19 protein-coding genes and 4 pseudogenes are annotated in these 26371 nt (G+C 68.4%); 10 read left to right on the top strand and 13 right to left on the bottom strand.

Annotation, left to right across the window (positions count from 1 at the left end; all coding sequences use genetic code 11):
* Nucleotides 1–70 precede the first annotated feature (70 nt).
* From RV983_RS07415 to RV983_RS07405, 3 genes and pseudogenes are all read right to left on the bottom strand, one after another.
* Nucleotides 71–1312 (bottom strand): SGNH/GDSL hydrolase family protein, encoded by a 1242-nt coding sequence (locus tag RV983_RS07415; RefSeq protein WP_475984989.1) that lies wholly within the window; start codon nt 1310–1312, stop codon nt 71–73.
* Between the two features lie 31 nt (nt 1313–1343).
* Nucleotides 1344–3959, bottom strand: coding sequence for a hypothetical protein (locus tag RV983_RS07410; RefSeq protein ID WP_475984988.1), 2616 nt, complete (start codon nt 3957–3959; stop codon nt 1344–1346).
* A gap of 114 nt (nt 3960–4073) precedes the next feature.
* Nucleotides 4074–4498 (bottom strand): annotated as a pseudogene (locus RV983_RS07405) (transposase); the annotation flags it as partial.
* Nucleotides 4499–4727: 229 nt separating this feature from the next.
* Here RV983_RS07405 and RV983_RS07400 point away from each other — a divergent pair.
* Nucleotides 4728–5264, top strand: coding sequence for an alcohol dehydrogenase catalytic domain-containing protein (locus tag RV983_RS07400; RefSeq protein WP_475984987.1), 537 nt, complete (start codon nt 4728–4730; stop codon nt 5262–5264).
* Between the two features lie 263 nt (nt 5265–5527).
* Here RV983_RS07400 and RV983_RS07395 read toward each other — a convergent pair whose 3' ends face one another.
* From RV983_RS07395 to RV983_RS07360, 8 genes and pseudogenes are all read right to left on the bottom strand, one after another.
* Nucleotides 5528–5812 carry a muconolactone Delta-isomerase family protein gene (locus RV983_RS07395; RefSeq protein ID WP_475984986.1) on the bottom strand — a complete coding sequence of 95 codons (285 nt, stop codon included), beginning with the start codon at nt 5810–5812 and terminating at the stop codon, nt 5528–5530.
* A 362-nt stretch (nt 5813–6174) separates the two neighbouring features.
* Nucleotides 6175–7290: a maleylacetate reductase gene (locus tag RV983_RS07390; protein ID WP_475984985.1), complete on the bottom strand. Its 1116-nt coding sequence runs from the start codon at nt 7288–7290 to the stop codon at nt 6175–6177.
* A gap of 184 nt (nt 7291–7474) precedes the next feature.
* A complete protein-coding gene (locus RV983_RS07385; protein WP_475984984.1) occupies nt 7475–8233 on the bottom strand; it encodes a dienelactone hydrolase family protein in 759 nt (252 codons plus the stop codon).
* 359 nt (nt 8234–8592) lie between these two features.
* Nucleotides 8593–9042: a dioxygenase family protein gene (locus RV983_RS07380; protein WP_475990241.1), complete on the bottom strand. Its 450-nt coding sequence runs from the start codon at nt 9040–9042 to the stop codon at nt 8593–8595.
* Nucleotides 8991–9317, bottom strand: a pseudogene (locus tag RV983_RS07375) (CoA-transferase); the annotation flags it as partial. The gene RV983_RS07380 and the pseudogene RV983_RS07375, both read right to left, overlap by 52 nt.
* Nucleotides 9317–10059: pseudogene (locus RV983_RS07370) on the bottom strand (CoA transferase subunit A). The pseudogenes RV983_RS07375 and RV983_RS07370, both read right to left, overlap by 1 nt.
* Nucleotides 10060–10386: 327 nt before the next feature.
* On the bottom strand, nt 10387–11277 hold the full coding sequence (locus RV983_RS07365; RefSeq protein ID WP_475984983.1) for an NAD(P)H-binding protein: 891 nt from the start codon (nt 11275–11277) through the stop codon (nt 10387–10389).
* Between the two features lie 798 nt (nt 11278–12075).
* Nucleotides 12076–13755: a cytochrome b5 domain-containing protein gene (locus RV983_RS07360; RefSeq protein WP_475984982.1), complete on the bottom strand. Its 1680-nt coding sequence runs from the start codon at nt 13753–13755 to the stop codon at nt 12076–12078.
* 460 nt (nt 13756–14215) lie between these two features.
* Here RV983_RS07360 and RV983_RS07355 point away from each other — a divergent pair, with 460 nt between their 5' ends.
* From RV983_RS07355 to RV983_RS07325, 7 genes and pseudogenes are all read left to right on the top strand, one after another.
* Entirely contained in the window at nt 14216–15145 is a 930-nt protein-coding gene (locus RV983_RS07355) for a LysR family transcriptional regulator (RefSeq protein ID WP_475984981.1), read from the top strand.
* Nucleotides 15146–15293: 148 nt separating this feature from the next.
* Nucleotides 15294–15914: an ISAs1 family transposase gene (locus tag RV983_RS07350; RefSeq protein WP_475984980.1), complete on the top strand. Its 621-nt coding sequence runs from the start codon at nt 15294–15296 to the stop codon at nt 15912–15914.
* A gap of 10 nt (nt 15915–15924) precedes the next feature.
* A pseudogene (locus RV983_RS07345) lies at nt 15925–16023 on the top strand (IS5/IS1182 family transposase); the annotation flags it as partial.
* A gap of 233 nt (nt 16024–16256) precedes the next feature.
* The gene (locus RV983_RS07340; protein WP_475984979.1) at nt 16257–17030 is read left to right on the top strand and encodes a dioxygenase family protein; all 774 of its coding nucleotides are present in this window, start codon (nt 16257–16259) and stop codon (nt 17028–17030) included.
* A gap of 262 nt (nt 17031–17292) precedes the next feature.
* Entirely contained in the window at nt 17293–18225 is a 933-nt protein-coding gene (locus RV983_RS07335) for a PDR/VanB family oxidoreductase (RefSeq protein ID WP_475984978.1), read from the top strand.
* Between the two features lie 54 nt (nt 18226–18279).
* The gene (locus RV983_RS07330) at nt 18280–19419 is read left to right on the top strand and encodes a muconate/chloromuconate family cycloisomerase (protein WP_475984977.1); all 1140 of its coding nucleotides are present in this window, start codon (nt 18280–18282) and stop codon (nt 19417–19419) included.
* A gap of 320 nt (nt 19420–19739) precedes the next feature.
* The gene (locus tag RV983_RS07325) at nt 19740–20621 is read left to right on the top strand and encodes an ABC transporter substrate-binding protein (protein ID WP_475984976.1); all 882 of its coding nucleotides are present in this window, start codon (nt 19740–19742) and stop codon (nt 20619–20621) included.
* A 547-nt stretch (nt 20622–21168) separates the two neighbouring features.
* Here RV983_RS07325 and RV983_RS07320 read toward each other — a convergent pair.
* Nucleotides 21169–21456: a transposase gene (locus RV983_RS07320; RefSeq protein ID WP_475984975.1), complete on the bottom strand. Its 288-nt coding sequence runs from the start codon at nt 21454–21456 to the stop codon at nt 21169–21171.
* Nucleotides 21457–21863: 407 nt separating this feature from the next.
* Nucleotides 21864–23846, bottom strand: a complete 1983-nt coding sequence (locus RV983_RS07315; RefSeq protein ID WP_475984974.1) for an N-6 DNA methylase — start codon at nt 23844–23846, stop codon at nt 21864–21866.
* A gap of 143 nt (nt 23847–23989) precedes the next feature.
* Here RV983_RS07315 and RV983_RS07310 point away from each other — a divergent pair, with 143 nt between their 5' ends.
* On the top strand, nt 23990–24925 hold the full coding sequence (locus RV983_RS07310) for a serine/threonine-protein kinase (protein ID WP_475984973.1): 936 nt from the start codon (nt 23990–23992) through the stop codon (nt 24923–24925).
* Nucleotides 24926–25023: 98 nt separating this feature from the next.
* Nucleotides 25024–26286, top strand: a complete 1263-nt coding sequence (locus RV983_RS07305) for a serine/threonine-protein kinase (protein ID WP_475984972.1) — start codon at nt 25024–25026, stop codon at nt 26284–26286.
* Nucleotides 26287–26371: the final 85 nt, after the last annotated feature.

Raw genomic sequence — 26371 nt, 5'->3', positions numbered from 1 at the left:
CCAGGCAGCAAGGCGACGGTCCTCTGCTATCGGCCTACCGCAGCCATGACCCGCCGTCAACAAACCACCGCTAGTGCAGGAGGTTGAGGTCGATGGCATTGGCCATCGCCTGCATGCCGGCCTCGTTGGGGTGGAGGTGGTCGCCGGAGTCGTAGACCGGGTTCAGGGCGGTGGGGTCGGTGGGGTCGGCGAGGGCCTTGTCGAAGTCGATGACGCCGTTGAAGGCACCGCTGGTGCGGATCCACTGGTTGGCCGCTTGGCGGATCGACTCGGCGGAGTCGCTGTAGTAGCTGGCGCCCTTGTCGGGGAGCATGGTGCCGCCGATGATGCGGACGCCTGCGGCGTGGGCCTGGTTGATCAGGTTGCGGTAGCCGTTGATCAGGTCCTGCGCGGTGAGCGGGCCGCCGTCGGGCCCGGCGTTGTTCCCGATGTCGTTGATGCCCTCCATCAGGATCACGTCGCGTACCCCGGGCTGGCCGAGCGCGTCGTGGGCGAACCGTTTGGTGGCGCTGATGCCCTGCCAGATGTTGGGGACGTCGGTCAGGACGCGGTTGCCGCCGATGCCGGCGTCCACCACGCCCATCGGCCGGGTGCCGGCCAGCCGCCGGGCCAGGTCGTCGGGCCAGCGGTGGTACGCCCCTGTCGGGGTGTTGTAGCCGTCGGTGATGGAGTCGCCGAAGGCGACCACGGTGCCGCGGGCGTCGGGGGAGACGACGTCCAGCCCTGACAGGTAGTACCAGGAGGTGGTGGCCGTGATGTAGTTGCCGTCCGCCGTGTCTGCGGTGTGGTCGCCTGGCGCGGACAGGTAGGTGGTGTCGAACGCGTCGGAGTGCCAGGTGGCGGAACTCGTGGCGTTCGGCAGGTAGATGCTGACCAGTATGTTGTGGTCGGCGGTGACGGTCATGGGCACCGGGTCGCTGACGGCTTCGGCTCCGGCGGCGATGGTCATCGAGGTGTGGTGAGCGAAGGTGACCGCGTGCTGGGTGCCGGGGACGGCGGTGGCACGGTCTGACTGCGCGGCCACGCTCGTTGCCTGGACGGTGAGCGGGGTGGTGCCGCGTAGGTTGGACAGGTGGATACGGAGTCCGTGCCCGTTGATGCTGGAGTGGACGACCATCCGGATGGTCCGGTTGTCGAAGTTCGGGCCGCCGATGGTCATGCTCGGCGACCATGCCGACAGCTGCCGGCCGGAGGATGCTTGGCCGCCCGCGGCGGGTGCGGCCGGCGCGGACGGCGCGGCGACCATCAGGGCGGTCACGGCCGCGGCCACCGCCGCCAGCACCGGCATCGTTCTTGCCTTGACGAGGAACATTGACTGCCTTTCTTCGGCCGACGACGGCCGGTCAGCTCAGGATGAAGCCGTCGACCAGGAGATAGCTGCCGCTGACCTTGGTGAGCGTCAGCGTGTGCGGGCCGGCGGTCAGGCCCGACACCGTGTACACGCTCTGCTGGGCGTGTCGCTGCGGGCTGTTCGCGCTGACCGTCCCCTTCGAGGCGCCGTCGAGGGTGACGTTGATGTCGCCCTCGTCGGAGTTGGTCTCGGTGAGGAAGCTGATTCCGGTGCCGGTGAAGGAGATCGTCGCGGCGGCGCCGTTCTGCTGGGCGTAGTGCACGCCGTTGTCGAGGTCCCCGTCGCCGCGGGAACCGCTCGAGGACCAGCTGCCGGTGTACGAGACCCGCAGGTCGTCGTCGTCGATCGTCGTTCCGGGCAGGGTGCCGGGGCCCGCGGCCTTGATGATCGCCTGCGCCGCCGCCGGCCAGTCGCCGTCGGTCACCACGGTGGCCTGCTGGAACGTGATGTCCGTGCCGCTGTTGATGTAGGAGGCGGTGTCGCTGTAGTTGTCGTGGATCGCGTCGTCATGGATGCTCGGCGTCCACAGGTTCGTCCAGAGCGACCCGTTGCTGAAGCGCACCACGTTGTCGTGGGTGTTCCACTGCGAGCTGCCCTCGTCGTGGTAGATCATGTTGCATCCGTCGATGCACTCCGACAGCACGTTCCCGGTGAACTCCGAAGGCGATGAAAGGCCACCGAGGGTGTAGATCGGGCCGCCGTCGAACAGCGCGCCCATCACGCTGTGCACATGGTTGCCGATGATGTGCTGGCCGCCGGCATAGGTAGTGCCGTGCGCGCACGGGGTGGGCAGGCCCTGCTTGGCCTGGAGGGTGCAGTCCGAGGCCCAGCCCCAGCCCCAGCCGATGGAGATGCCGGAGTAGGGCGTGTAGCCGATGTCGTTGTGCGACAGCGTGGTGCCGCGGCTGTATCCGACCCAGATGCCGACCGCGTCGGCGTACTCCTGGCCGGGGAACTGCACGACGCTCCGGGAGACCGTGTTGCCGCTGGTCATCAGCGCCGGATCGGTCTGGTAGTAGTCGTCGACCTCGCCGATGGCGACGCCGATTCCGGCGGTGTCGGTGATCGTGCTTGCGGTCACCGTGGAGTCCTGGGTCTGGTCGGCCAGGTCGATGCCGCTGGTACCGGTGTGCGTGACGGTGTCGCCTTCGAAGGTGATCCGCTGCCCGCGGTGCACCTGAACGGCGGCCGGGATACGCGCCGGGGTGCGCGTGGTCGGGTCCCAGACGACACCGGCCTGGTTGTCCACGTAGCCCTCGGCGGTGGGGGCGGTCCAGGTGGTGCCGGAGAAGGTGATGCCCGAGAAGGTGACGTCGTGCACCGGCGTGATCGCGTCCGGGGTGACCGTGAAGCCGTCCACCAGCAGGTACGACCCGCCGGTCTTGACCACGCGCAGGGTATGGGTGCCCTTGGGCAGTCCGGTGACCGAGACCATGGCCTGCTGGGCGAGCCGCACCGGCCCGTTGCCGGAGACCGCGGACATCTTCTTGCCGTCGATGTAGACGTCCGCGCTGCCTTCGTCGTCGTTGGTCTCCGAGAGCATCTGGATCCCGGTGCCGTTGAAGGTGTAGCTGACGGCGTCGCCGTCGGTGGAGGTGTAGTGCACGTCGGCGTTCAGGTCACCGAGGGGCCGGCTGGTGGAGTAACCCCATGAGCCGGTGTAGACCGCCCGCCAGTCGGTGTCGTTCAGCGGCGCGAGGTGACCGGGGGTGCCCGACACGTCCACCAGCTGCGAGGCCACGGGCAGTTCGACGTCGGCCCTGGCCAGATCCTCGCCCGGCCGTGGCACGTAGTACAGGTAGCCGGCGTTCTGGTCGGTGTAGAACTGGCCCGGTGTGCCGAGGAGTTGGTAGGCGTTCTCCAGCCAGGTGATGCCCTCGAGCGTGGGCAGCCCGGCGCCGTTGAACGGGAAGCCCGGGTGGGGCACCGAGGTGTGGTTGTTGTTCCAGCACGCGGGATCCACGGTCAGGTCCGAACCGCCGGACGCCGACGCCTTGATGGAGGCGAGCGGGCAGCGCATCTGCTTCCAGCCGCTGTTGCGCACGACCTCGACCCGGGCGGGGTCGGTCCAGGTGGTGTAGGACGAGTCGGCGGTGGTGAACCCGGTGGAGGTGGCGGTGAACCCGGACGGGTCGCGCCGGCTTCGGTCGCGGTCGGCCCGCACCCCGTTGACGAACAGTTCGCGGGCCGCCGTGCCCGCGGGCACCTTGGCGCGGTAGATGTTCTTGTCCGCGTCGACCTTGCTGAACCCGGTGACCTTGACGGCACCGGTGAGCACCGGGGCCTGTCCGGCGGCTGCCCGGTAGACCACCGAGTGGCCGGGCCGTCCGGAGTCCTGGACCCCGAGTCGGAACGGGCCGGTGAGCCGGTAGGTGCCGCCCTGCAGTTCGACGACAACGTCCCCTGTGGCACCGGGGACCAGCGGCCTGGCCCGGTCCCGGGCGGTATCCAGCGTGCACGGACTGTGCGCGGTACAGGCGGTCCCGTGCCCGTCGGGCGCGACGTGCAGCACATCGGTGTGCGAAGCGGCCTCGACCGGACCACCGCTCGACACCCCGAAGGCGGCGGCGGCAACGGCCACAAGGCATGCAACAACAGCCCTGCGCATGTGAGTTCTCCAGACGGCGGGCGACAGTGAGGGGGGGAGACGTCCCATGAATGTACGGGACAACCCCCTTGCTTCCTAGATCTCGTGCACTTTTTTCCCCAGGAGATCGGACCTTTCATCGATCCGCTCCGGCCAGGCCCGATCGGGCTCCGCCGACACCCGGGGCTTGGACACGCTCGCGCCGTAGACCTCGGCCGGATATGCGGCGATCTCGCCGTGGGTGAGCCCTTTCGCGGACAGTGAGAGCACCATCTCGTCGACGCCGGTCAGCCGACGGACGATCTGCGGTTCGAAGTCGACGTCGGTGTCCCGTGGCACGGCTGTCTCGACCTGGCCGACATCGGCCAGCACGGCCTTGGACCCTTTCCCGTTGCGGGAGTTGCCGCCGTTCTTCCCGGCCGCATCGTGCTTCTCCTGGCCGAGGTGATCGGTGATTCACCCTCCAGGGCGCACTCCAGCACCCGCTTGGTCAGTAGCTGCAACAACGCGCCGGCACCGCTGAGCTGCAGATTCTCCGCTCGAGCCCGCTCAGCCGGCATGTCGACCAGCTGGTCATCCACGCCGTAGCCCCGCCGACAGCTTCCGGATCAGGTCCGGTGTGCCTGGGGGCGGACGTGCGTACTCCCGGTTGGGTAAACCTGCAGCTCAGCGCAAGTGTGTTGATACCTGTATGATTTCCATCATCCAGAATTGTTTCGTGGTGTGCCGCGCCAACGCCCTGCACCACTGCCGCACCGCGACTTGAGAAGGCAGGGTATGAAGGCAATTGTGTATCGCAGCACCGGCGGCCCCGATGTGCTGGAACTGGTCGAGCGTCCGCTGCCCGCGCCGGGGCCGGGTGAGGTCCGAGTCAGGGTGCGGGTGTCGGGTGTGAACCCCACCGACTGGAAGGCGCGCCGCGGTTCGCGAGGCGCCGGTGGCGCCGAGCAGGTTCCCAACCAGGACGGCGCCGGCGTGGTCGACGCGCTTGGCGAGGGCGTCGACGCGGCCTGGGCCGGGCGGCGGGTCTGGATCTGGCAGGCCGCCTGGCAGCGCGCCGACGGCACCGCGCAGGAGTACGTGGTGCTGCCCCTGCGGCAGGCGGTGCCGCTTCTCTGCCGTGATCTGGGTGATCCCCGCCAGTTCCGACCCAGGCCAGTCGGTAGACGGGCGGTCCTTGCTGTAACTCAGGACGTCGGCCCGGGACGGCGCTGTATGAGCGGCGGGCTGGGGGGCCGCGATCAGCCGACCCAGATCGCCGGTCACTCCGGTGACCGCCACCTTGGCACCGGTGTACTCGGACGTGCTTCCCTCCATCCGGGGTAGCTGGCCATCGCGGCGCCCCTATTTTTGATGACGGCTGCCGAAGAGGCCGACAGCACTGGACGCGTCCCTGGCCCGCGACGGTGCACGGGTACCCGTGAGGTGTACCGACCGCCCCGCGCGCAACCGACCAAGGGCCCGTCGAACCAGTCGGTGAACCACCGACTTCTCCACCTCTGGGCGCGCACTGCGGGCTCGGTGCGGCGGTCCTGATCGACGCACCGAGCCTGGGCAGTGTGGTGCCGTGCCGGAAGGCCCGGAACGGCTCAGCTGGGATCGTTGGGGTGCGGCTGCAGAGCGGTGATCACAGCGGACGCCCAAGGCCACAGGGGCAGGCTCCCCAGGACCATTTCGCGCAACTCCGCCTCGTCGTCCGCGCGCCACACGGAGATGACACGAGGCTCCCCGGCCTGGCGCCACAGTCGGAACAGATGGCCCTCGGCGGCGAGTTCCTTGGCACGGACCGCTTCGGCGGCGCGACGCCGGTCCACCTCTGCCGCGTCGGTCCCCTCGGGCACGTTGATGGTCAACTCGACCAGAAATTCATTCATGATTTCTTCCTCTCGTGTTGTTTCGGCGGGCGCGGAGCCTTGCGGAACGTCTCCGGGGAATCTCGCGATCGGCTCTTGTGCCGGAAAGTCGGCACCGGCCAATCCGGGGTTCCTCGAGTGGGGCCGCAGGTCGGAATGTTTGCGGAGTGGAGACTGACAACGATGGCAAAGGCTCCGGCTCCTGCCCCTGATCGCTGACAGGGTTGTTGCCGCTTGGCGGTCGCTGTTCAGGCGGCGCATCGAGTCGCTGCGGTGTCCGCAGGAGGGAGGTCATGCGGCCCGGCGGCCCGCCGCCCGAGAAGGTGGTACCCACGCCACGCGTCCGCCCCGATTCGATCTCAGCCCGTCCCAGCGGAAACGGGTCACGCCGCAGGTCGGTCACCCTTGAAGGCGGTCAGAATCACGTCGCGGAGGCCGGAGGACCCGATCGGACGCGGCGGGAGTGGACGATCGGCCAGCGCCGCCGATGCCTCGGCGATCGTCCGCTCCACATCGGCTTCGCGCATGCCGATCTCGGCCAACGATGCGGGGGCCCCCAAGAGTTGGTGACGCTCCCAGATCAGGCCCCCGGCATCGGTCACGGGCCCCGCCAGACCGAGGCTTTCGAGCACGATCCGGGTTTCGGCCTCGGCGGCGGGTGCGATGTGCGCGACGGCGTAGGGAAGCAGCACGGTGTGAAGGGGGCTGTGCGGCAGGTCCAGCAAGCCGCCGAGGATGTGGCAGAGCTTGTGGTGCAACCCGGTCGTGGAGACCTCCAGCGACCAGCCGGAAAGCCAGGCCCCGCGCAACGCGAAGCCGCGGACCGCGACGTCACGAGGCTCGTCGAGGATGCCGGGCAGGGCTCGGCTCATGGACCGGATCCCCTCGGCGGCGACCACTCGCGTCATCGGGGACGATTCGGGGGCGTACATCGCCTCCACACAGTGCGCGATCGCGTTGACGCCACTTGTCACCGAGATCGCCGGGGGCAGATCCAGCGTCAGTTCGGGGTCGTAGACCACGGTGCGGGGACGGACCGATTCCGCGCGCCCGGTGGTCTTCTTTCCGCCCTCCGTATGTCCCCAGATCGAGGTCATCTCGCTGCCGGCGTAGGTGGTCGGAACGGCGACCAAGGGCAACGCGAGTTCCCGTGCCACCCCCTTGGCGAGGCCGGTGGCCGAGCCACCGCCGATGCAGATCAATACCTCCGTGCGCGCCTCCCGGACGATGGCCACGGCTTCGGTCACCGCCTGCACGGGGACGTGCTGCGCGACCTCGCCGATCCGCGCGCAGACCCCGCCTCGCGCGTCGCTCGCCACCCGGTCGGCGGCGCTCTGGGCGGTCGGATCGTGAATCACGGCGAACCGGGTGCCGAAGCGAGCCGCCTCACTGGCGGCGACCGAGATCTTGCCCGGTCCGAACACGACGCGTGAGGCGGGCCACTGGTGGACGAAGTCCGCGCGTCCCACCGAAACTTCAGACGGCTCTTTCTCGATCATGGCAAAGGTTCTCCTCATGTGACAGGGCCCGTCGTTCGAGTCCCCGGATAGTCGGCCTAGTGCCCACCAGTACCGTCTGCGGCCGCCAGTTCCCGGAAGCGACGAGCCGTCCGGCTCGCCACCCGCCGTCGACTACGCGCCCGCGCCGACCGTTTCGCGGCGCGGGGCCGGTCGGTGGGACGGGTCAGCCACGCGTGGCCGGAGTGAGGTGCGACCCGAAGAAGGCCAGCGTCCGCCGCCAGGAGTCCGCCGCCGCACCCACGGAGTCCTGAGGGTTCTCGGTCATCCCGGCTAGGAAACTGTGCCCCGCGTCGGAGTACCATCTGACCTCGGTCTCGCCGGGAGCCGTGTCGAGTACCTTCGCGAGCTCCTCGACCTCACCCGCGTCGATGTAGTCCTGCCGACCCCAATGGCCCAGAACCGGCCCGGCGATCGAACCGGCGACCTCCAGCGGTTCCGTGACCGGCACCTTCGCACCCGGCGAGCCCTTGGGGAACGCGTAGTAGGTCGCAGTGACCTGGTTGCGGTGCGCGGCCGCACTCAGCAGGGCGAAGCTCCCGCCGATACAGAAACCCAACACACCGAAGCGGCGATTGCCGTCCGTGGTGCCCTCGATGACCCGCTCCACGTCGTCCATGGCCAACGGGTCGTGCAGCCGCGCGCGGCGGGCCAGCGCGCCGTCACGTCCCGGAGCCGCGGCGCCGAGCCGGTGGAACATGTCCGGCATCACCACTTGGTATCCCTCGGCCACCAGCAGGCCCGAAAGGTGGCGATAGAACGGGTTCACTCCGAAGATGTCGGTCATCAGGACGATGACATCGGCGTCGGTGGTCTCCTCGCTGCCGAAGTGCAGATAGGGGACAGGATCGACTCCGGGTGTCCGACACGTCGTCACGGTCAGGCCCCCGCCCAACTCGGGTGCCTCCGAATGGCTGTGGCACATGGCGCGCTCCGCTCAGCTCGACTGCGTATTCTTTGCCGACCGTAGCCAGACGGGTGGAGAGCAAGCCAATACCAAGACGGCAACACCAAGCCGCTTTCGCGGGTATCGGCCGTCGGCCGAGCCGGTGTCGGAGCTCTCCACCGAGCCCTGGACACCGGGTTGCCGCGACCGATTCGGTCGCCGGGCACGCGAGCGGGCCGAGACGAGCGCGGTCCTGGCGACCGCGCGGGCCTCCGCCCGGGCCTGATGCGGTGATCGTGTGCGGCCCGCGAACTCGGCGACAGCCGACTGCTTGCGACCTTCCGACATCCCGACCGCTGCGCGATCGAGGAGACCGAGTGACCTTTCCTTGTTCGTGGTTATTCCGGCTGGAGTACGAACCCGAACTCGCCGAGCGTCCAACTGTCGCCGTCGATGTCGGTCTTGGTGAGGGGGATGATCAGGCCGGGCTTGACGCCTTCGGCGCAGTCGCTGTCGATGTAGGGGTCGCCCTCGAAGTAGAGCTGGGTGACGAGGGGCTTGTAGCCCTCGGCGGTGACCAGGAAGTGCAGGTGCGCGGGACGCCAGGTGTGGCGGCCCAGGACCGAGTTGAGGAGGTCGCCCGTCGGCCCGTTCTTGGGGATCTCGTAGGGGGCGGGGCGGATGCTGCGGAACTCGACGGCGCCGTTCTGGTCGACGGGGACGCGGGCGCGCAGGATGTAGTCCTCGGGCACGCCGGCGTCGATGAAGCTGTACAGGCCCTCGTCGGTGGCGCTGCCATCACGACGGTGACCGTACGGGCCCCGTGGACGAGGTCCATGGCACCGCAGATCCCGGTGATCATCTTCCCGGGGATCGCCCAGTTCGCCAGGTCGCCCCGCGCGGAGACCTGCATGGCGCCCAGCACCGCCACGTCGATGTGGCCGCCTCGGATCATCCCGAACGAGAGTGCCGAGTCGAAGAAGGAAGCACCGGGGATGACTTCCACACCCTCCGGGAGATGGTTGGGGATCAACGTGGGGAGCCCGATGCCCAGGTTCACGTACTGGCCGTTCCCCAACTCCCGAGCGGCCCGGACCGCCACCCGCTCACGGCTCCAGGCCATCAGCCGCTCCCCCTCTCGCGTGTCCCGGGCACGGACACCGTGCGCTGCTCGATCTTCTTGTCCGCCGCCTGTTCAGGGGTGAGCGGCACCACCCGTTGCACGAAGATCCCCGGCAGGTGCACCGCGTCCGGATCGATCGCGCCGGGCTCGACCAACTCCTCCACCTCGGCGATGGTCACCCGACCGGCCATCGACGGCAGGGGGTTGAGGTTCCGGGTGGACTTGTTGAACACCAGGTTCCCGTGCTGGTCTCCCTTGGTCACCCGGACCACGGCGAAGTCGGTACGGATGCCTCGCTCCAGTACGTACTCGGTGCCGTCGAACTCGCGCACCTCCTTCGGCGGCGACGCCAACGCGACACCGCCTGAGCCGTCGTAACGCCAGGGCAGACCCCGCCGCGACCTGGGTGCCCACCCCCGCCGGGGTGTAGAACGCCGGGAATCCGGCACCGCCCGCCCGCAACCGCTCCGCGAGGGTGCCCTGCGGGATCAGTTGGACCTCCAGCTCACCGGCTAGAACTGGCGCGCGAACTCCTTGTTCGCGCCGACGTACGAGCCCGTCACCCGGCTGATCCGGCCGCCAGCAGCACCGCCAGGCCCGACTCCACGGCCCCGCAGTTGTTCGAGACGACCGACAGTCCCGTCACACCGCGCTCGAGCAGCGACTGGATCAACACGTTCGCCACGCCGTTCAACCTGAACCCGCCCACCGCCAACGACGCGCCCGTTGGCACGTCCGACACCGCCTCCCGGGCGGTGCTTGCCTCTCGTGAGCGATGGTCGGGTTCTCTGGAAGAGCGGGTCGGGACGGGAGCGGGTGGTGCCCCGCCGAACCAGCCGGGTCGAGGTCTCTCGCGACCGGCACGGCGGTGGACCGCCGTGCCGCAAAGACCCACGGCGCGGTGGGAGCGGCGGGGCACCTCGAAGCCCCCGGTGGTCCTCGCTATGACACGGACCCATCGCGGGCCGTCGGCGCGCACGAACGTCCGGTTCGCCGTCGAGGCACCGGTGGTCGCCGATCTCCCGCGCGGGTCAGCCGTCCGTAAGGAGGTCCGTCAGGGACGTGTCCCTCAACGGACGCCGCGCGCGGTCTTCGGCTCGGGCCACCAGGCCGCGTCCGAGATCGGGGTCGCGGGTGAACCGGTGAGCCGGGGGACCACGTCGGTGACCGTGGAGATCTCGCCCCTCTCGATCGCCTGGTACCACGAGATCCAGGTCTCGATCTGTTCCCCGGTCATGCCCTGTCGCCACCGCCAGGCGAAGGCTTCATCCAGCGTCTCGGGTTCGAAGCGATACGGCCTGCCGGTGGCCGCGGCGATACGGGTGATCGCTTCGTCGAGGGTGAGGGCCTCCGGCCCAGTGATATCGAGGGTCGCTCCGTCGTGCTCGGAGCGGTCGTCCCCGTCGAGTACGACCGCCGTGATGACGTCGGCGATGTCCTCGTGGGTGACGAAGGCCGCCCGGCCGGTACTCGCGGGGCCGCGCACCACGAACTCCTCGTCGGCGAGGGCCGCTGGTGTCGAGGTGTACCAGCCGGCACGCAGCACGGTGTGGCGGATTTCGATGCCTGCCAGGTACCGCTCGGTCATCCACTGGTCGCGGGCGTTGAGGTAGGTGGCGGTGGGTCCGGCGCCGACGATGGACACGTACAGAACGCGGTCCACGCCCTCCGCGATCGCGGCCTGGACGACCGTGGCGTGCTCCTCGAGCCGGCGTCCGGTGCGGTGTCCGGAGACCAGGACGAGGGTCGAGGCCCCGGCCAGCGCCTTGCGCATGTCCCCGGCGTCGGCGTAGGAGGCCGGACCTCGCCGCTGCGCTCCGGGCAGTTCGGGCAGCAGCTCCGGCCGTCGCCCGATGAGGAGTTGGGGGACCTTGTGGTCGGCGAGCCGGGACGCGACCCGGCCGCCCAGGGCGCCTGTCACACCGGTGACCGCGACAGTGGCACTTTTCTTCTTGGACAAGGGCATCTCTTTTCCTCCATCCGGGGCTGCCCTCGATCACGCAACCCCTGCTTCCGATGACTGAGAAGTGGACTTCAGATGGACGACGGTGGATGGCCGCACTCTGCCACTCTGCCACGTTCGACGCGGTGACCGCGGCTGTGGCGCCGTGGCGGACGCGGTCGTGGCTCCGCGGCTCGGGCCTTGGATAATCGTGGTGCGCGAGCGGTCCGCCGCCCGGCTCCGCGGCCTCTCGCCGCACGTGGGGCAGATCCCTGTCCCCGCGTCGCGGGAAATGCCTGCCGATGCCGCTGGCTCCGACCTCGGACCGCATCGATGACCTGTGGGCAGCGGGGCGACCCGACAGCATCCATGGGGTGATGCGGGCCCGGCCCGAACGTCCTTCGGATCCGCCGGAGAGTGGAACCTACACGTGGCCACCGACAAGCGGCTCCGCACCGGCACGTCTCACTTGAGCGTGAAGGGGGCGTTTTCTCGGCTGCGTTCGGCGGCGTCGGCCGCCTCCGGGTACGGAATCGCGCGCGGGGCACCCCGGTGGAAACTTTCCCACCGGGGTGCCCGGGCGTGCATTCGGGGAACGACCGCGTCACCCGCCCTGCGATCTCCATGGGGCCGGGTGCCGAGTTCATGGACAGCCCACCGGATCGGTCGTGTCTCGCGCCGGGCCGGGAACGTGCCAGGACTGCCGAGCTGGCGTCCTAGGCGAGGTCGCCCGCCGTGGCCGGCCGCGTCACACGGCCGAGCCTCGAGCCTCGTGTCGCGGGGCCGTGCCTCTCCACCGATCTCAGGCGTAGACCCTCAGTCGACCAGGTCGCCGACGCAGAAGATCTCCATGTGCTTGAGCGCCGCCTTGCTGTGGAAGTCCGAGAACTCCGCGGTCGCGTCGCGCCCGGCGTACATGCGGGCGACGAACGCCCCGCCCGGGTGGTGGTCCTTCCATTCGGTGAAGTCGTAGACCTTGCCGCCGATCACGATCCAGCACTCGTCGAAGGTGCTGTGCTGCGCGAGCTCCGCCCTGGTGATCTGCCGGCCACCCTCCACCGGCTTCTCCGGCTTCCACAGGTTGCGCATCACTTCCTTGCGCGCGTTGGCGATCACCTCACGGTCGCGGAAGTCCCAGGGACCGAGCTTCTTCCTCGGGAGCTTGTCACCGATGTTGCGCGCGTCGAAGTCGTAGATCCACGAGTCGTTGTTGCCCGCGCGCTGCTCGTGCGCGAACAGAGGGAAGTCCCGCTCGTCGGCCGCCGCGAGCAGCGCCTTACGCTCCGGCGTGTCTTCGGGCTCCAGCACCTTGAAGTTGAACTTGGACGCGAACTGGAAGCGGCTCGCCCGGTAGTGCCGAACGCGCTCGTAGTGCAGCAGGGCGCTGTACACGTCGTCGCCGTGCAGCTTGAAGCAGCTGCTCAGGGCCGCCCCGTCCTCAAGGGACTGGTTGACTCCCTGACCGAACGTCGGGAGCATCGGGTGCGCCGCGTCGCCCAGCAGGCAGATGCGGCCGTCCTGCCACTCCTCGAGCGCGTCCCGGTCGTAGAGCCCCCACTTCGTGGGCTCCACCATCGCGGCGCCCATGGCGAGGATGTCGTCCTTGCGGGGGTCGCCCGCGAACGCGCGCTCCGTGGTCTCCAGGATGTCCGAGTTGCCGATCGGCTTCCATCCGGCCCAGTCCTCGGGGAACTCGCCCGAGTCCGGCGTGTACACGCCATACCACACGTTGAGCAGTTCTCCGCCACGGACCCAGTACGTCATCACCCAGGCGGTGTCGTGCCGACGGGTGTCCATCGTGAACGAGTCGATCGGGTTGTGGTCGAGCGGGCTGCCGTCAGGCTTGCGCATCGCCGCGACCTTGTCGCGCGGAATCAGACCGCGGTAACACACCACGTCCGTCCAGCGACGCTGCCCCTTGCCCGGCCAGGTCTCCTTCAGCACCCGCGAGCCGATTCCGTCGGCTCCGATGACGACATCGCCGGTGACGACCGTCCCGTCCTCGAAGACGGCGGTGCCGCAGTTCTCGTCCTGCGACAGCTTGACGAGGCGCTTGCCCATGTGCAAGCGGATGGGGCACTTCACACCCGAGTCGGGTCCGAGCTCGCTGACCCGCTTGTGCAGGCACATCAGCAGGTCCTGCCGATGCATGTGGTGGAACCCGCCGCCCTCGGCCAGCTGCTCCGGCGTGTTGTAGGGGATGGGCTTACGGGACACCGATCCGTCGACCAGGATCTCCCGCGACGCCTCCAGGACCGCCGCGCGCCCGCCGTCCAGGACACCGTCAGGGCCCTTGGGGTCACCGCCGTCGAGGTCCACGCCCACCCAGTGACACAGGCGCGCACCGTTCGGCGAGATATTCAGACCCGCGCCCGCGGTGGTGGGGGTCGCACTCGCCTCGTAGACGTCGATCGAATCGAAAGTGTCACCTGCTTCGCGAAGAGCGAGAGCGGCGAAAAGCCCACCCATTCCACCGCCGATGATCACAGCATGCATATTTCCTCCAGGCTGTTTGGGATTTCAGGACGGATTTGGGCAGTCCCGCCGAGCGCTGGAGGAGACGTTAGACAGGGGCCTCACACACCGTCCAATACCGAGATCTGGTCGTCTTCATACCTTCCGCGAACAGCGCTACCCCGACACTCGACTTTCTCGCCGACGGCGCATTTCACATTCGGAATCATGGATGCATGAAAGTATGCGACATTCGTTAATTTTTAGGATATATCGCCCCACCCGTTCGACGGGGTAGGGGATGTGACGCGCGGGCCGGAAGTCGCCCGCATGCCGACGCTCGACGGCGTGGAGATCCGTGAGCGAGCGGGCCCGCACGGGAATTCCGACAGCGCATTCAGGTCTTATACGTCGCGCACCGGGCTATAAGGTCGCTACTCCCGTTCCGTCGGAAACTCCCCGAGGGTTCACCCGGACTACCCCAGTCAGTACTGTCGGCAGCGTGCTTCCAGTTGATCTCCGGCAGTTCGAATGCTTCATCGCCGTCGCCGAGGAGGGGAATGTCAGCCGGGCCGCGGCCCGGCTGCACATGACCCAGCCGCCGCTGACCCGGCGGATCGCCCGACTCGAGCGGAGTGTCGGCGTGCGCCTGTTCACGCGCACGCCCAGCGGTGTCGAGCTGACGGAGGCCGGTGCCGTCTTGCTCGACCGGGCCCACCGGATCATGCAGCTGACCGAGTACGCCATCGACCGTGCGCGGCTCGCGGACGCGGGGCAGGCCGGCTCCCTGGTGGTGGGCTACTTCGGGTCCCCGATGTTCGACGCCGTGCCACGCCTGCTGCGGGGGTTCCTCAAGACCCGCCCGACGGTGAGCCTGGTCCTCGAGCGTGCCCCCAAGAACGTGCAGGCCGACGCGATCCGGGACGGACGCATGCACCTGGGGTTCAGCCGTCAGTACCGGAGCGAACCGGGTCTCGTTGTCCGCCGTGTCGCCAGCGAGCCCCTCTACCTGGCGCTGCCCGAGGGTCACCCGCTGCTGAAAGCCGGCGAAGCCGAGTTGGCGGATCTGCGGGAGCAACAACTCGTGCTCTTTCCCACGGGCCCGCGTCCCAGCTTCGCCGACGAGGTCACCCAACTGTGCGCACAGGCCGGGTTCTCGGCACCCGTCGTGAGAGAGGCGGGGGACGTCCTCACCGCCCTGGGGTATGTGGCCTCGGCCGGGTTCTGTTCGGTGGTCCCCCGGTCCGCGACCAGGGTCACGCTGCCGGGAGTGGGCTTCGTGCCGCTCTCCGACACCCCGCCCGAGGGGCTCAGCTGCCTGTACCGCGCGGACAACGTGCCCGCGCTCGTCCTGTCCTTCCTCGAGCACGTGTCCGCCACCTCGTCCGAGCCCGAAACCACCGCGGAGAGCGGCCCGCGCGTGTCGATCTGAGGCCCCGACTCGCCCCGCCCCTCGATCCGTCGGTGGCGAGCATCGAAGGGCGGGTCGGCGTGGGCGGCGGACCGCGCGCGCCGATGAGGCACGCGACCGGCCTTCCCGGACTTTCCGTCCGCCGGGCCGATCACGGACGGCACCGACCATGATCGACGCCCTGCACTCGGTCAAGGCGAACATCTCCTGGCTGGTCGAGGCCAAGAACGCCCACTACATCGCCGTGATCAAGACCAACCAGCCGACCGCCCACAGCCAGCTCGCGGCCCTGCCGTGGCGGGACATCGCCGTCCAGCACACCGCCTCCGGGACCGGGCACGGCCGGCGGGAGTCACGGTCGATCAAGATCTGCGGCATCGCCGACGAGGCCGGCGGGATCGCCTTTCCCCACGCCCGCCTGGCCATCCGCGTCCACCACCGGCGCAAGCCCACCGGCCAGAACGAGACCCGTGAGAGTGTCTACGCCGTCACCAGCCTCGACGCCCACCAGACCGGCCCGGCCGACCTGGCCGCCGCGATTCGCGGGCACTGGGGAGTGGAGAACTCCTCGCACCACATCAGGGATGTCACCTTCGCCGAGGACGCCTCCACCGTCCACACCGGGAACGCACCACGGGCCATGGCGACCCTCCGCAACCTCGCCATCGGCGTGCTGAAAATCCTCGGAGCCGACAACATCGCCAAGACCACCCGGGCCATCCGTGACACACCCCAACGAGCACTCCCCATCCTGGGCATCACCAACGATCCAGACGCCTACGGAACTTGATCAAGCCCTGCTCTGGTGGTCGGGAAAACACCGGCACCACGGCGGCAACGTCCAGGCCATCTCCGCCCCGGACGGCTGGCCGATCACCGTCAAGTTGCCGAGAAGACCTCACTGTCCCCCTGCGAGCCGATGTGACGACTCCACGGCAGGGGCGAGTGATCACCCCTGGAAAACCGATGCCGCAGGAACCCCGTCGGGACCGTGATACCCGTCTGGCACGGGCATTGTTCCGATCCGGTATTGGTCCGCGTCCCGACCCGCCGGTTAGCGTTGCCGTGAAATCCAGTCGCCCGCAACAAGAACGCTGGATTCCCCTTCCCACGACCTCCCCAGGAGGAATGCATGGCCAATCAGCGTGTCGTCGACCTGTTCGACGAGTTCATCGAGCTGACGAGGGATTTCATCGTCCGTCACGGCCTTAGGTACGAGGACTACGCTGCGATAACGCAGTACCTGATCCGGGTGGGCGAGGCCGGTGAGTGGCCCCTGTGGACCGACACCTTCCTCGAAGCGACCGTCGACACCAACAGCTACGGCGAAGGCCCGTGGACCCCCAGCGCCATCGAGGGGCCCTACTACAAAATCGGCGCGCCCGTACTCACCGAGCGCCCCTACACGCTGCCCATGCGACCCGACGAGGCCGGCGAAAAGCTGCTGTTCAAGGCCACCGTCCGCAGCCCCGCCGGCGAGCCCCTCGCCACCGCGACGGTCGACGTGTGGCACGCCACCGACGAGGGCCTGTACAGCTTCATCGACGCCGGCGTGCCCGAGGACTACATCCTGCGCGCCCGCGTCCCCGTCGACCAGAACGGCGCCGTCGAGTTCCGCAGCATCCGCCCCGCCCCCTACGAGATCCCCAAGAACGGGCCGACGGGCGACCTCCTCAACTCGGTCCTGGGCCGCCACACCTGGCGTCCCGCGCACCTGCACTTCCTGGTCACCGCCGAGGGCTACAAGCCCCTCGTCACCCAGCTCTACTTCGAGGGCGACCCCTACATCGACAGCGACTGCGCCGAAGGCGTCAAGCCCGGCCTGATCATCCCCCTCACCAAGACCGACATCGACGGCGACAGTTGGACGCTCGGCGAGTTCGGGTTCGTACTCCAGCCGGAATAACCACGAACAAGGCTCCGGTGCGCCGGCCGGGCACCGGAGCCGGCGCCCGGTGAGCACGACGTCGTCCGATCCGAGCACGCCAGACACAGCGCACTCGCCGGCCCGCCGAGAAGAGACACGAGTCGGCGGAAGCCGCCGCGGACTCGTGACACCCCACCCTGCACTTCTGCCGAGAACACCTCGACGGCGTGCCGTGCGCGCAGATGATGCGAGAGGCGACACAGACGGGAGAGGCATGAGCGGGAAAGACACACAACGACACGTGAGGATCGAGGTGCGAACACGGGTCGCCGACGATGTCGTCGAACTCCGACTGGTCGATCCCGACGGTGCGCCGCTGCCGGCATGGGACCCCGGTGCGCACATCGTCCTCGACCTGCCGTCCGGCCTGACCCGTCAGTACTCGTTGTGCGGCGCCAACCGGTCCGACGGCACCTGGACCATCGCCATTCACAGGTCACCGACTTCACGCGGTGGCAGCGCCTACGTCCACGACGAATTGCCCGTCGGGTCCGTCGTACCGGTGCACGGTCCCAACAACAACTTTCCGCTGGAACCCGCGGCAAGGTACCTGTTCCTCGCCGGGGGTATCGGCATCACACCGATCCTCAGCATGCTGCGACAGCTGCGTGCCGCCGGTGTCACGGAATTCGAGTTCGTCTATTGCGGTCGCCGTCGCTCGCTGATGGCCTATCACGACGAGATCGTCTCCTGGGACGACAACAGGGTCACGGTCCATGCCGATGACGAGCACGAAGGCCTGCTCGACCTGCAGCCGATCCTCGACCGCCACCGGGGTTCGACCGTGTACTGCTGTGGGCCGGAGGGGATGACCGGAGCCGTCGAGAACCTGGCGCCGGATCCGTCGTCGGTGAGGGTCGAGCGCTTCCAGTCGTCGCACCGGACGGACACCTCAGAAAACTCCGCGTTCGACGTGGTCGTGTCCGGTTCCGGGCAGCGGGTACGGGTCGGCGCGGACCAATCGATTCTCGAAGCCCTCGAAGGCGAGGGTTACGACCTGGACTTCGACTGCCGGGACGGCATCTGTGGCACGTGTGAGACTCGGGTGGTCAAGGGTCTGCCCCACCATCGCGACGAGGTGCTGAGCGAATCTGAGCGCGCCGAGAACTCGGTGATGATGATTTGTGTGTCCAGAGCGATGAGCGAGGAGCTCGTCCTGGAACTGCCCGAGTGACGTGAAGACTCCCTTCCCGGCCCGTAAGAGACATCGCTCAAGAATGGAAGAGTCGTGAGCACGCTACGGATTACCAAGCTGCGTACCACGATCGTGGACCTGCCGACCTCCCGGCCACACCGGTTCGTCAACCATGAGATCTACCACCAGAGTTACCTGCTGGTGGAGGTCCACACCGACGCCGGGGTCATCGGCATCGGTGAAGGTGTGACGCCGGGCGGTCCGTGGTGGAGCGGCGAAAGCATCGAGGGGCAGCAGCAACTCATCGAGGTCTACCTGGCCCCGGTACTGGTGGGCATGGACTGCCTCGCGCTTCCCCTGATCCGTTCCTCAATGGACAGGGTGAGCCACGGCAACGAGTTCGCCAAGGCAGCCGTCGAGATGGCGCTGCTCGACGCTACCGGCCGCGTCCTCGGTGTGCCTGTTCACCGCCTCCTCGGCGGGGCCGCGCGCACGCGGATCCCCGTACGGTGGGCGTTGAGCGGGAGCGGCGAGCAGGAGGTCGCCGACGAGGCCATCGAGCGGCTCGGGCAGGGACACCCGGCCCTGAAGTTGAAGCTCGGCGCGCTGTCGCCCGACGAGGACCTCAAGCGGGCAGCCCGCCTCATCGCCAAAATCGGCACCGAGCACGACTATTTGGTCGATCCGAACGGCAGTTGGGACTACCGGACCGCCGTGTCCTGTGTGCAACGGCTGGAAGCGATGGGCGTGAGCGTCGTGGAGCAGCCGATCGATCGGCGCGACGTCGCCGGGATGGCTTCGCTGGTCGAGCGGACGGGGAGCCTGCGCATCATGGCGGACGAGAGCGTCTGCCGCGCCGTCGACGCGATGTCCGCCATCACCGCGAGGTCGTGTGATTCGGTCTCCGTCAAGATCGGCAAGGCCGGCGGGCTCCACGCGGCCATGGAGGTGGCGACCATCGCCTCCCACGGCGGTCTTCGCTGCTACGGTGGCACCGCCATCGAGACGTCGATCGGCACCGCGGCCGCCGCGCATGTGTTCGCCTCGGTTCCGGAGCTCGACATGGGCTGTGAGCTCATCGGGCCGCTGTTGCTGCGGGACGACCTCACCGTGGCCCCCGTCCGCTACGAGAACGGCCACCTCGTCGTTCCCGAAGGCTCAGGGCTCGGCGTCGACCTCGACCGCGACAAGGTCGACAAGTACCGGCGACACCGGACCGCCTCCGACGGATAGCTTCTTCGGCCCGAAGAGCGGGTCGCAGAGTGCCGGGTACCGGCCCCCGAACCGGACTCGCCGACCGCTCCCGACAAGATCGACAACTACCGGTGGCACCGGACCGCCTCCGCGCGCAGCGTCGTCCGCCCGACCGCGACAAGCCCGCCCGGGGCGACCCCCGGGTCCCTTCCGCGCACAGGACGGGCCCGGGCTCGGGCTCCACCGGACCCCAACGGGCACCGCACCGACGAGTTCCGTCGCCCACTCCGGGCCCCGTCTGCCGACCCGGCCCACGGCCGGGCAGTTCCGATACACCGTCAACTGCAAGGGAGACCTTCATGCACACGATCGATCTCGTCTACGTCGGGCGGGGCCCGCACGAGGAACTGGTCGCCTACATCGCCGACCAGCAGGGCTTCTACGCCGACGAGGGCGTCCACGTCTCGCTGCGGGACGGCTGCACCTGGGACGCGCAGCAGCTGCGCCGCTGCGCTGTCATCGGGCTCGGCCGGACCGTTCTGTCGCGACTGAATGACGGCATCCCCTGGGTCGCACTCCACGTCAACACCGCCAGCCCGCTGTTCTGGTTCCTCGCCCGCCCCGGCCTGACCTCCCTGGCCGACCTGGCCGGCCAACGGCTGGCGGTCACCCCTCCCCACACCGGCCCCGGTGTGTTCACCCGCATCGTGCTGCGCCAGGCCGGGCTCGACGTGGACCGCGACGTTCGGACCGTCGTCCGCTGGCCCGGCGACTACGCCATGGATCTGCGCCGTCTGCGGGCCGGCGAGATCGACGCCGCGATGGTCGGCGACACCATGGCACCGGAGGCGCTGGCCGCCGAGTACGGCTGGAACGTCCTGGCCTACGTGGGAGACCACTTCCGGATTCCCACCGTGGGCGTGGCCGTCGACCCCACCTACATCGACCCGGACAGCCGGGCGGTCCAAGCCGTCGTACGAGCCCACCGGCGCGCCCTGCAGGTGATCCAGAAGGACCCCGACACCACGCTCCGGTATCTGGGGAACTTCCTCGGGCGTCACACGGGGGATGAAATCCGGGCACATTACGAGAAGTTCATCGCGCCGTATTTCAGCCCCGACGGCCACACCGACCTCGCCGCCGCCCAGGCCGGGCTCACCGCTGTCGCGGCCGAACTGGGCGTCTCCGCCACCTTCACCGCCGCCGAGTTCTACACCACCGCGACCGCCGGCTCGCACTGATCCTCTCCGTATGAGGCGTCGGCGGACGTTCTGTCCTGTACGGCCGGCCCGGTCTTCTGCGCCGGACCGGCCCGCCGCCATGAGCGTCTGGGCCGGCGGGGCCTTGACCCAAGGCCGGGAGTGTTCAATAAACGGCTCTGTCTCACATCCGGTGGTAACTCCTGGTGATGTCGAATGCGCAAAGTAATAACCGCAGGTCGATCCATATCCAGACACCCATGAGCCGCGCGGAGCAGCTTCATGGTGGACGTCGCCCAGGACCCCGGGAGTGTCTCCCTCGGTCTGCAAGAGAGCACTTCAGGGCGGTCTCCAGCGGTATGACTCTCCGTTACCACCGGATGTGAGACAGAGCCCAATAAACGGCGGATCCGATGATCAAGGGGACGCCTGATGAGTGAGACCGTCGTTGAGACTGAGGTCGCGGAGGAGTCGGCTGTCGTTGCGGCCACGGGGGCTGTGTCGGCGCGGCAGGCGACAGTGTGCGGGATGCCGTGCTCGGTCCTCTGGTCGCTGATCGCCCCGACGAGTGCCGCCGGGTCCGCCGCAGCTACTTCACCCACAGGATCATGCAGCGTTTGAGGACATCACGCTCCATCGCCAACTCCTTGTTGTCCCGCTTGAGCTGCAGGTTCTCCCGACGCAACCGCGCCAGCTCCTCGCTCTCCCCGGACCTGGTGGCGCCGGCCTGCCGTGCCCGGGAGACCCAGGTCGCCAGGGTGGTCTCGTTGATCCCCAGATCCCGCGCCACCTCGGCCAACGTCTTACCGGTCTCGGCGACGATCCGCACAGCCCCCTCACGGAACTCCGCGTCGAACTTCCGCCTCTTCTCCGCCATGACTCCCAACTTCCCCTCCAGTCATGGTCTCTACGCTACGAGGGGAAGCACATAAGAAGCTTCCGCAACCAGCGTCATCACGAGGAACTGAGTCGGCGGGCAGCGATCGACGTACTACACCCAATCGTCAGCGGCCGAGGTCTGGTGCTACTCCCTTCGGAGTGCGAGCGGTGAGGGACAACGGCGCGGTGGACGCGGGCGCGGACTGCACGCAGCCCGAGACTGACCTGCGACGGCGCGAAGGGACGTAGCTACGACGCAGGACGATGCCGCCGCGAAGGAAACGCCGCAGGACGCGTGCGTGGCGTCGTAGACGGTGCAGGCCGACGCTGAGGTGATCCCCGTGGTGTGCCACCCCACGGGGATCACCTCTGGTTCGGACAGCGGACGAATCCCCCGTGAGGCTCTCAGGCGGTCAGCCCACCCGCAGCGAGTCGATCGCTCACGTCACTCACCAACCCCTTACCCAGGGCGTCAGCCTTGGCGAACAGCGTCTCGAACGTGCTCAGACGCCGGAAGCTCTCGGCGTACGCTGCCTGTTCCTCAAGGGGGAGTTGGAGCACCTGGAGGCGCCTGATGTCAACCCGGGACGAACTAGATGCGTGCGTGCCTGCCTGGCGTCCGTTGGCCGGTGCGCGCAAGCAACCGGCGAGGAAGTGGGCGTCCAGTTTCTCCGGGTCGGCCCTGAGGCTGTACAGCTGTGCTCCGAGGGCGACTGGTGGTCCTTCGTGCACCCACGCCTCGAAGGCCCGAACCACTCCGGCGACCACGACGTCACCCTCCTCGGCGATCGTCTGTGCCGCGTCGGTGGAGAAGCGTCCGCTCGGGGCGCCGTCCATCAGCAGGTCCGCGACCGTGAGGAGCCGGACGGCGGCTTCCCCAGGTCGTGTTGAGGTCTCCGCGGGTTGTTGTCCGGCGCGCAGTGTCAGAGCCCCAGCCTTAACGAGGTCTCCCACGGTTGTAGTGGTCTGCAGTGCCTCGGTCTCGAAGCGCAGTTTGGAGAGGTGCTGGGCATGGCCAACCAGACCGGCCAGGGAATCCCCCAACTCTGCCCAGGAAGCAGCGAGTTCGACGCCTGATGGCTCGCTGCCCGATGCCGTGTAACGACCCGGGGTGACGTCCACCTCGTCGTCCAGGAGATCGAGCAGCGGGACTCGGACAGCGCTCTCCGGTGGATCATCCGGGCGGTCGAGTGTTTCCACGGCGGAGAGCACGAAATCGCCGAGTGCCTCCCAGTTCGGTCCCGGTTCCCGTGCGCCTGGTCGCGCGAAGCGTGTGGCATCCACAAGAAGGACGTCCTGATGGGACGGGGCGATGGCAGGACCGTCCTGAGCGGCCCTGAGTACCCACAACTGAAGCGACACGCTGTGCGGCTGCGCGCTGCCGGGTGGGAGCGCCACCACCGTTCGCAGTGCACCCGTCCGTAGCAGGGAACCGCGGATGCGGCGGCCTGCTTTACGTGACGCGACAGCGGGTGGAAGAACGATGACGGCCGTCCCACCCGGCTTGAGGTGGGCGAGCAGGTTTTGGACCCAGGCCAGTTCCGGCTCGGTTCTCGGTGGAAGTCCGTGAGACCACCGTTGGTCGGTGGCGAGTTCCTCGTAACCCCAGTCCCGTTCGTTGAAGGGGGGGTTGCAGAGCACGACTTCGGCTCGTGTGCCGACGAACGGGTCCTCGCGCAGGGCGTCGGCCGTGGCGATCTCCGTGCGGACTTGGCGATCCTCCGTGGCGAAGCCGAGCCGGGCGGCGGCCAATGCGGCGAGAGCCGGGTCCCGCTCACATCCGAAGAGCTCCAGGCCCGAGCCGTCGTATTCCTGTACTGCCGCGGCGAGCAGATGCCCGGTACCGCAAGCGGGATCGAAGACGGTCAATTCTCCGTCGCGTCGGCCCAGACGGACAGAGAGGGCGATCCGTGCCATCAGCGTGGCGAGCTTCGGGGGGGTTGTGCTGAGCTGCCGCACATGGGTTTCCAGCCACCGCTGCAGCAGGAATTCAAAGGTCTCACGCGGCCCCTCGTTCCGCCCCAGTTTCGCCGCTTCGTCGGCCAACTCCCTTGCTCCCGGCGAGAGCTCGGAGTGCGAGGCCCGCGTGCGAGGAGTGCGCATCCGCCGGGCCGCCTCGGCGACGGCCAAGCCCGACTCGTCTCTGCTGCCGAGTGCTTCGAACCGCGGCCAGAGAAATTCGCGGTCACCGTTGTCTTTGAGCTTGCCGTTGTCCCGCAGCCAGAGTTCCACCTCTGCCAGCGAGAACTGCGGACTGACGTCGGTGCCGCCGATACGGGTGGGGAATGAGTCGTGGCGGCGGCGCCAGTTGCTTACTGCTGCTCGCCCCACGCCCGCGATCCGGGCGATTTCGGCCAAGCTGACGGGTACGGCGTGGGGTGTACTCATCAAACGGTCTCCGCGTTGCTCGGCCGGCTGGGCTGGTCAGCGTCCCAGCGGCCGTGTTGCATGGAAGGCTACTACGCACATTGACTTTGTTCACAGCATAAACACATGTGGACGCCGTGTGGGAAGTGTAGAGGGCCGGAGAAATGCACAAATTTACGGCGGGGATGGTGCTTCGTGATCGCTATCAACTCAAGTCGGTCCTCGGTCGCGGGGTGATGGGGCAGGTCTGGCGCGGCGTTGACCTGCATCTCGAGCGGCCTGTGGCGGTGAAGACCATCGCCGCGGAACTGCTGGCTGTCCCGCGGAGCCGCGATGAGGCGCTTACTCGCTTCAGGCGAGAGGCGCAGGCGGCTGCGCGCCTCGGTCACCCCAACGTCACCACGGTCTTCGACGCGGCGATCACCGACGAAACTTGCTGTCTGGTGATGGAGCTTATCGAGGGCACCACCCTGGAGTACCTCTTCGACCAACAGGACGGCGGACGATTCGACGTACCCTCGGCCGTCGCCGTCGCGGCCCAACTGTGCTCCGGGCTGTCCGCGGCCCACGCCGTCGGACTGGTGCACCGTGACCTCAAGACGCAGAATGTCATGATTCGTGCGGACGGGGTGGTGAAGATCCTCGACTTCGGCCTGGTGAAACTGCTCGCGGACGCCGATCCGCGGCTGACCATGACCGGCGAAGCCATTGGCAACATCGTCTGCGCGTCACCCGAACTGCTCTCCGGTCAGGGCAGGCTCGACGGTCGCAGCGATCTTTACGCGGTGGGCTGCCTTCTGCATCACATGCTGACGGGCGAGACGCCTTTCGCCAGCGACCAGCCAGCGCTCCTGGCCTCCTGCCATCTGAGTTCCCCCCCGCCCGCCATCTCCGACTCTGACATCCCCGACGACCTTCGGGAGCTGGTGACGGCTCTGCTCGCGAAGCATCCGGACGACCGTCCCTCTTCGGCAGCCGAGGTCTACGCGACTCTCGCTCCCTACCTGCCGGACCCGGACCCGGTGCTGGCCACCCGTCGCGCGCGGCCCGAGGATCCCCGCCGCCCATTTCTGGTTCCGCAAGGGCCGTGGCCGGTGTGAACGGTGAGAGGATGGGTTCAGCCGACCGGGTGCGCCGCGCCGCCCCGGTCGCAGGGGTGTGAAAGGCGCCACGGGCGCCGGGACTGGGGACGGGCGCAATGCGGCGAAGCCTTGGGCAGTACGAGCTGACGCGCGAGCTGGGCCGAGGCGGCATGGGCGTCGTCTGGGCGGCGTACGACCGCGACCGCGGCCGTGAAGTGGCCGTCAAGCTCCTTGCTCCCCGTGGCCTCGGCGCCGAACTCGGCACGCTGGAGCGCCGGTTTCTGCGTGAGGCGCGCCTCACCAGCCGTCTGGAACACCCGGGCATCCCCGCCGTCCACGATCACGGCAGCCACGAGGGAGAGCTCTACCTGGTCATGGAACTCGTCCGGGGGCGCGGCCTCGATGCCGCGCTCGAGAGCGATGGTCCGCTGCCCGTCGAACGAGCCGCGGACGTTGCCCGGCGGGCTGCCGAGGTGCTCGCCTACGCCCACGGGCAGAATGTCGTACACCGCGACCTGAAGCCGTCGAACCTGATGATCACCCCGAACGGCGAGATCAAGGTCCTCGACTTCGGCGTTGCCGCGGCCCTGGAGCCCCAGCCCGGCGAGACCCGCTTCACCGCTGCCAACGCCACCCCCGGCACGGTCGTCTACATGGCGCCCGAGCAGGCAGTGGGAAAGGCCGTTGCCGCCAGCGACCTCTACTCGCTGGGCTGCGTCCTCTATGAACTTCTCGCCGGCGCTCCGCCCTTCAGCGGTGGCAGCCCCTTCATGTTGTACCACCAGCACGCGCACGAACCCGTGCCACCACTGGCCGACCGCCGCTCCGGTGTTCCGGCCGGGCTGCGAGCATTGGTGGAGAGGCTTCTGGAGAAGAAGCCCGAGGACCGACCCGCCTCCGCGGCGGAGGTGGCCGCCCTGCTCGCCGCCTGGATCCCGAAGCAGGCTCCAGGCTCCGCGGCGGCCCCCGCCCACCCGCGACTGGCCGAGATCGCCGCCGTTCGCCGGTCAGGACGCCCCGCCCGCGCCCTGGAGGAATATCGCGACCTCATGGATGTTCCCGGCCTCGGGCATGCCGACCTTCTCGCCGCCCGAGCAGGATCCGCCCTCTGTGCCGGCGCGCTCGGCCGCACGCGCGAGGCCCTGGACGAGCTGAAGTCGGTCCTCGCCGAACAACGCAGCCTTCTCGGACCGGGTGACCCGGCGGTGCTGGACACGCGGTACGAGATAGGCGTGCTCTTGGTGCGCACGGGAGAGCGGCTCGCTGCCGAGGAGCTGCTGCGGCGCTTGGCGGACGAGGAGGAGAGGGTCCTGCCGGCAGCCGATGCCCGGCACGGACGCACTCGAACCCTGCTGGACCGGCTGCGGCGGATGGCCTGATGCATACTCCACACCGACCATGGTTTTGTAATCTCTGTTCACAGTAAATCGTTCGTGTTACGCTGCCATCGCTCCGTTCCGGTGG

The organism is Streptomyces sp. RLA123 (genome assembly GCF_056270165.1).
Note: the sequence above shows the minus strand (reverse complement) of the source record. Positions and strands in the feature narration are given on the sequence as shown.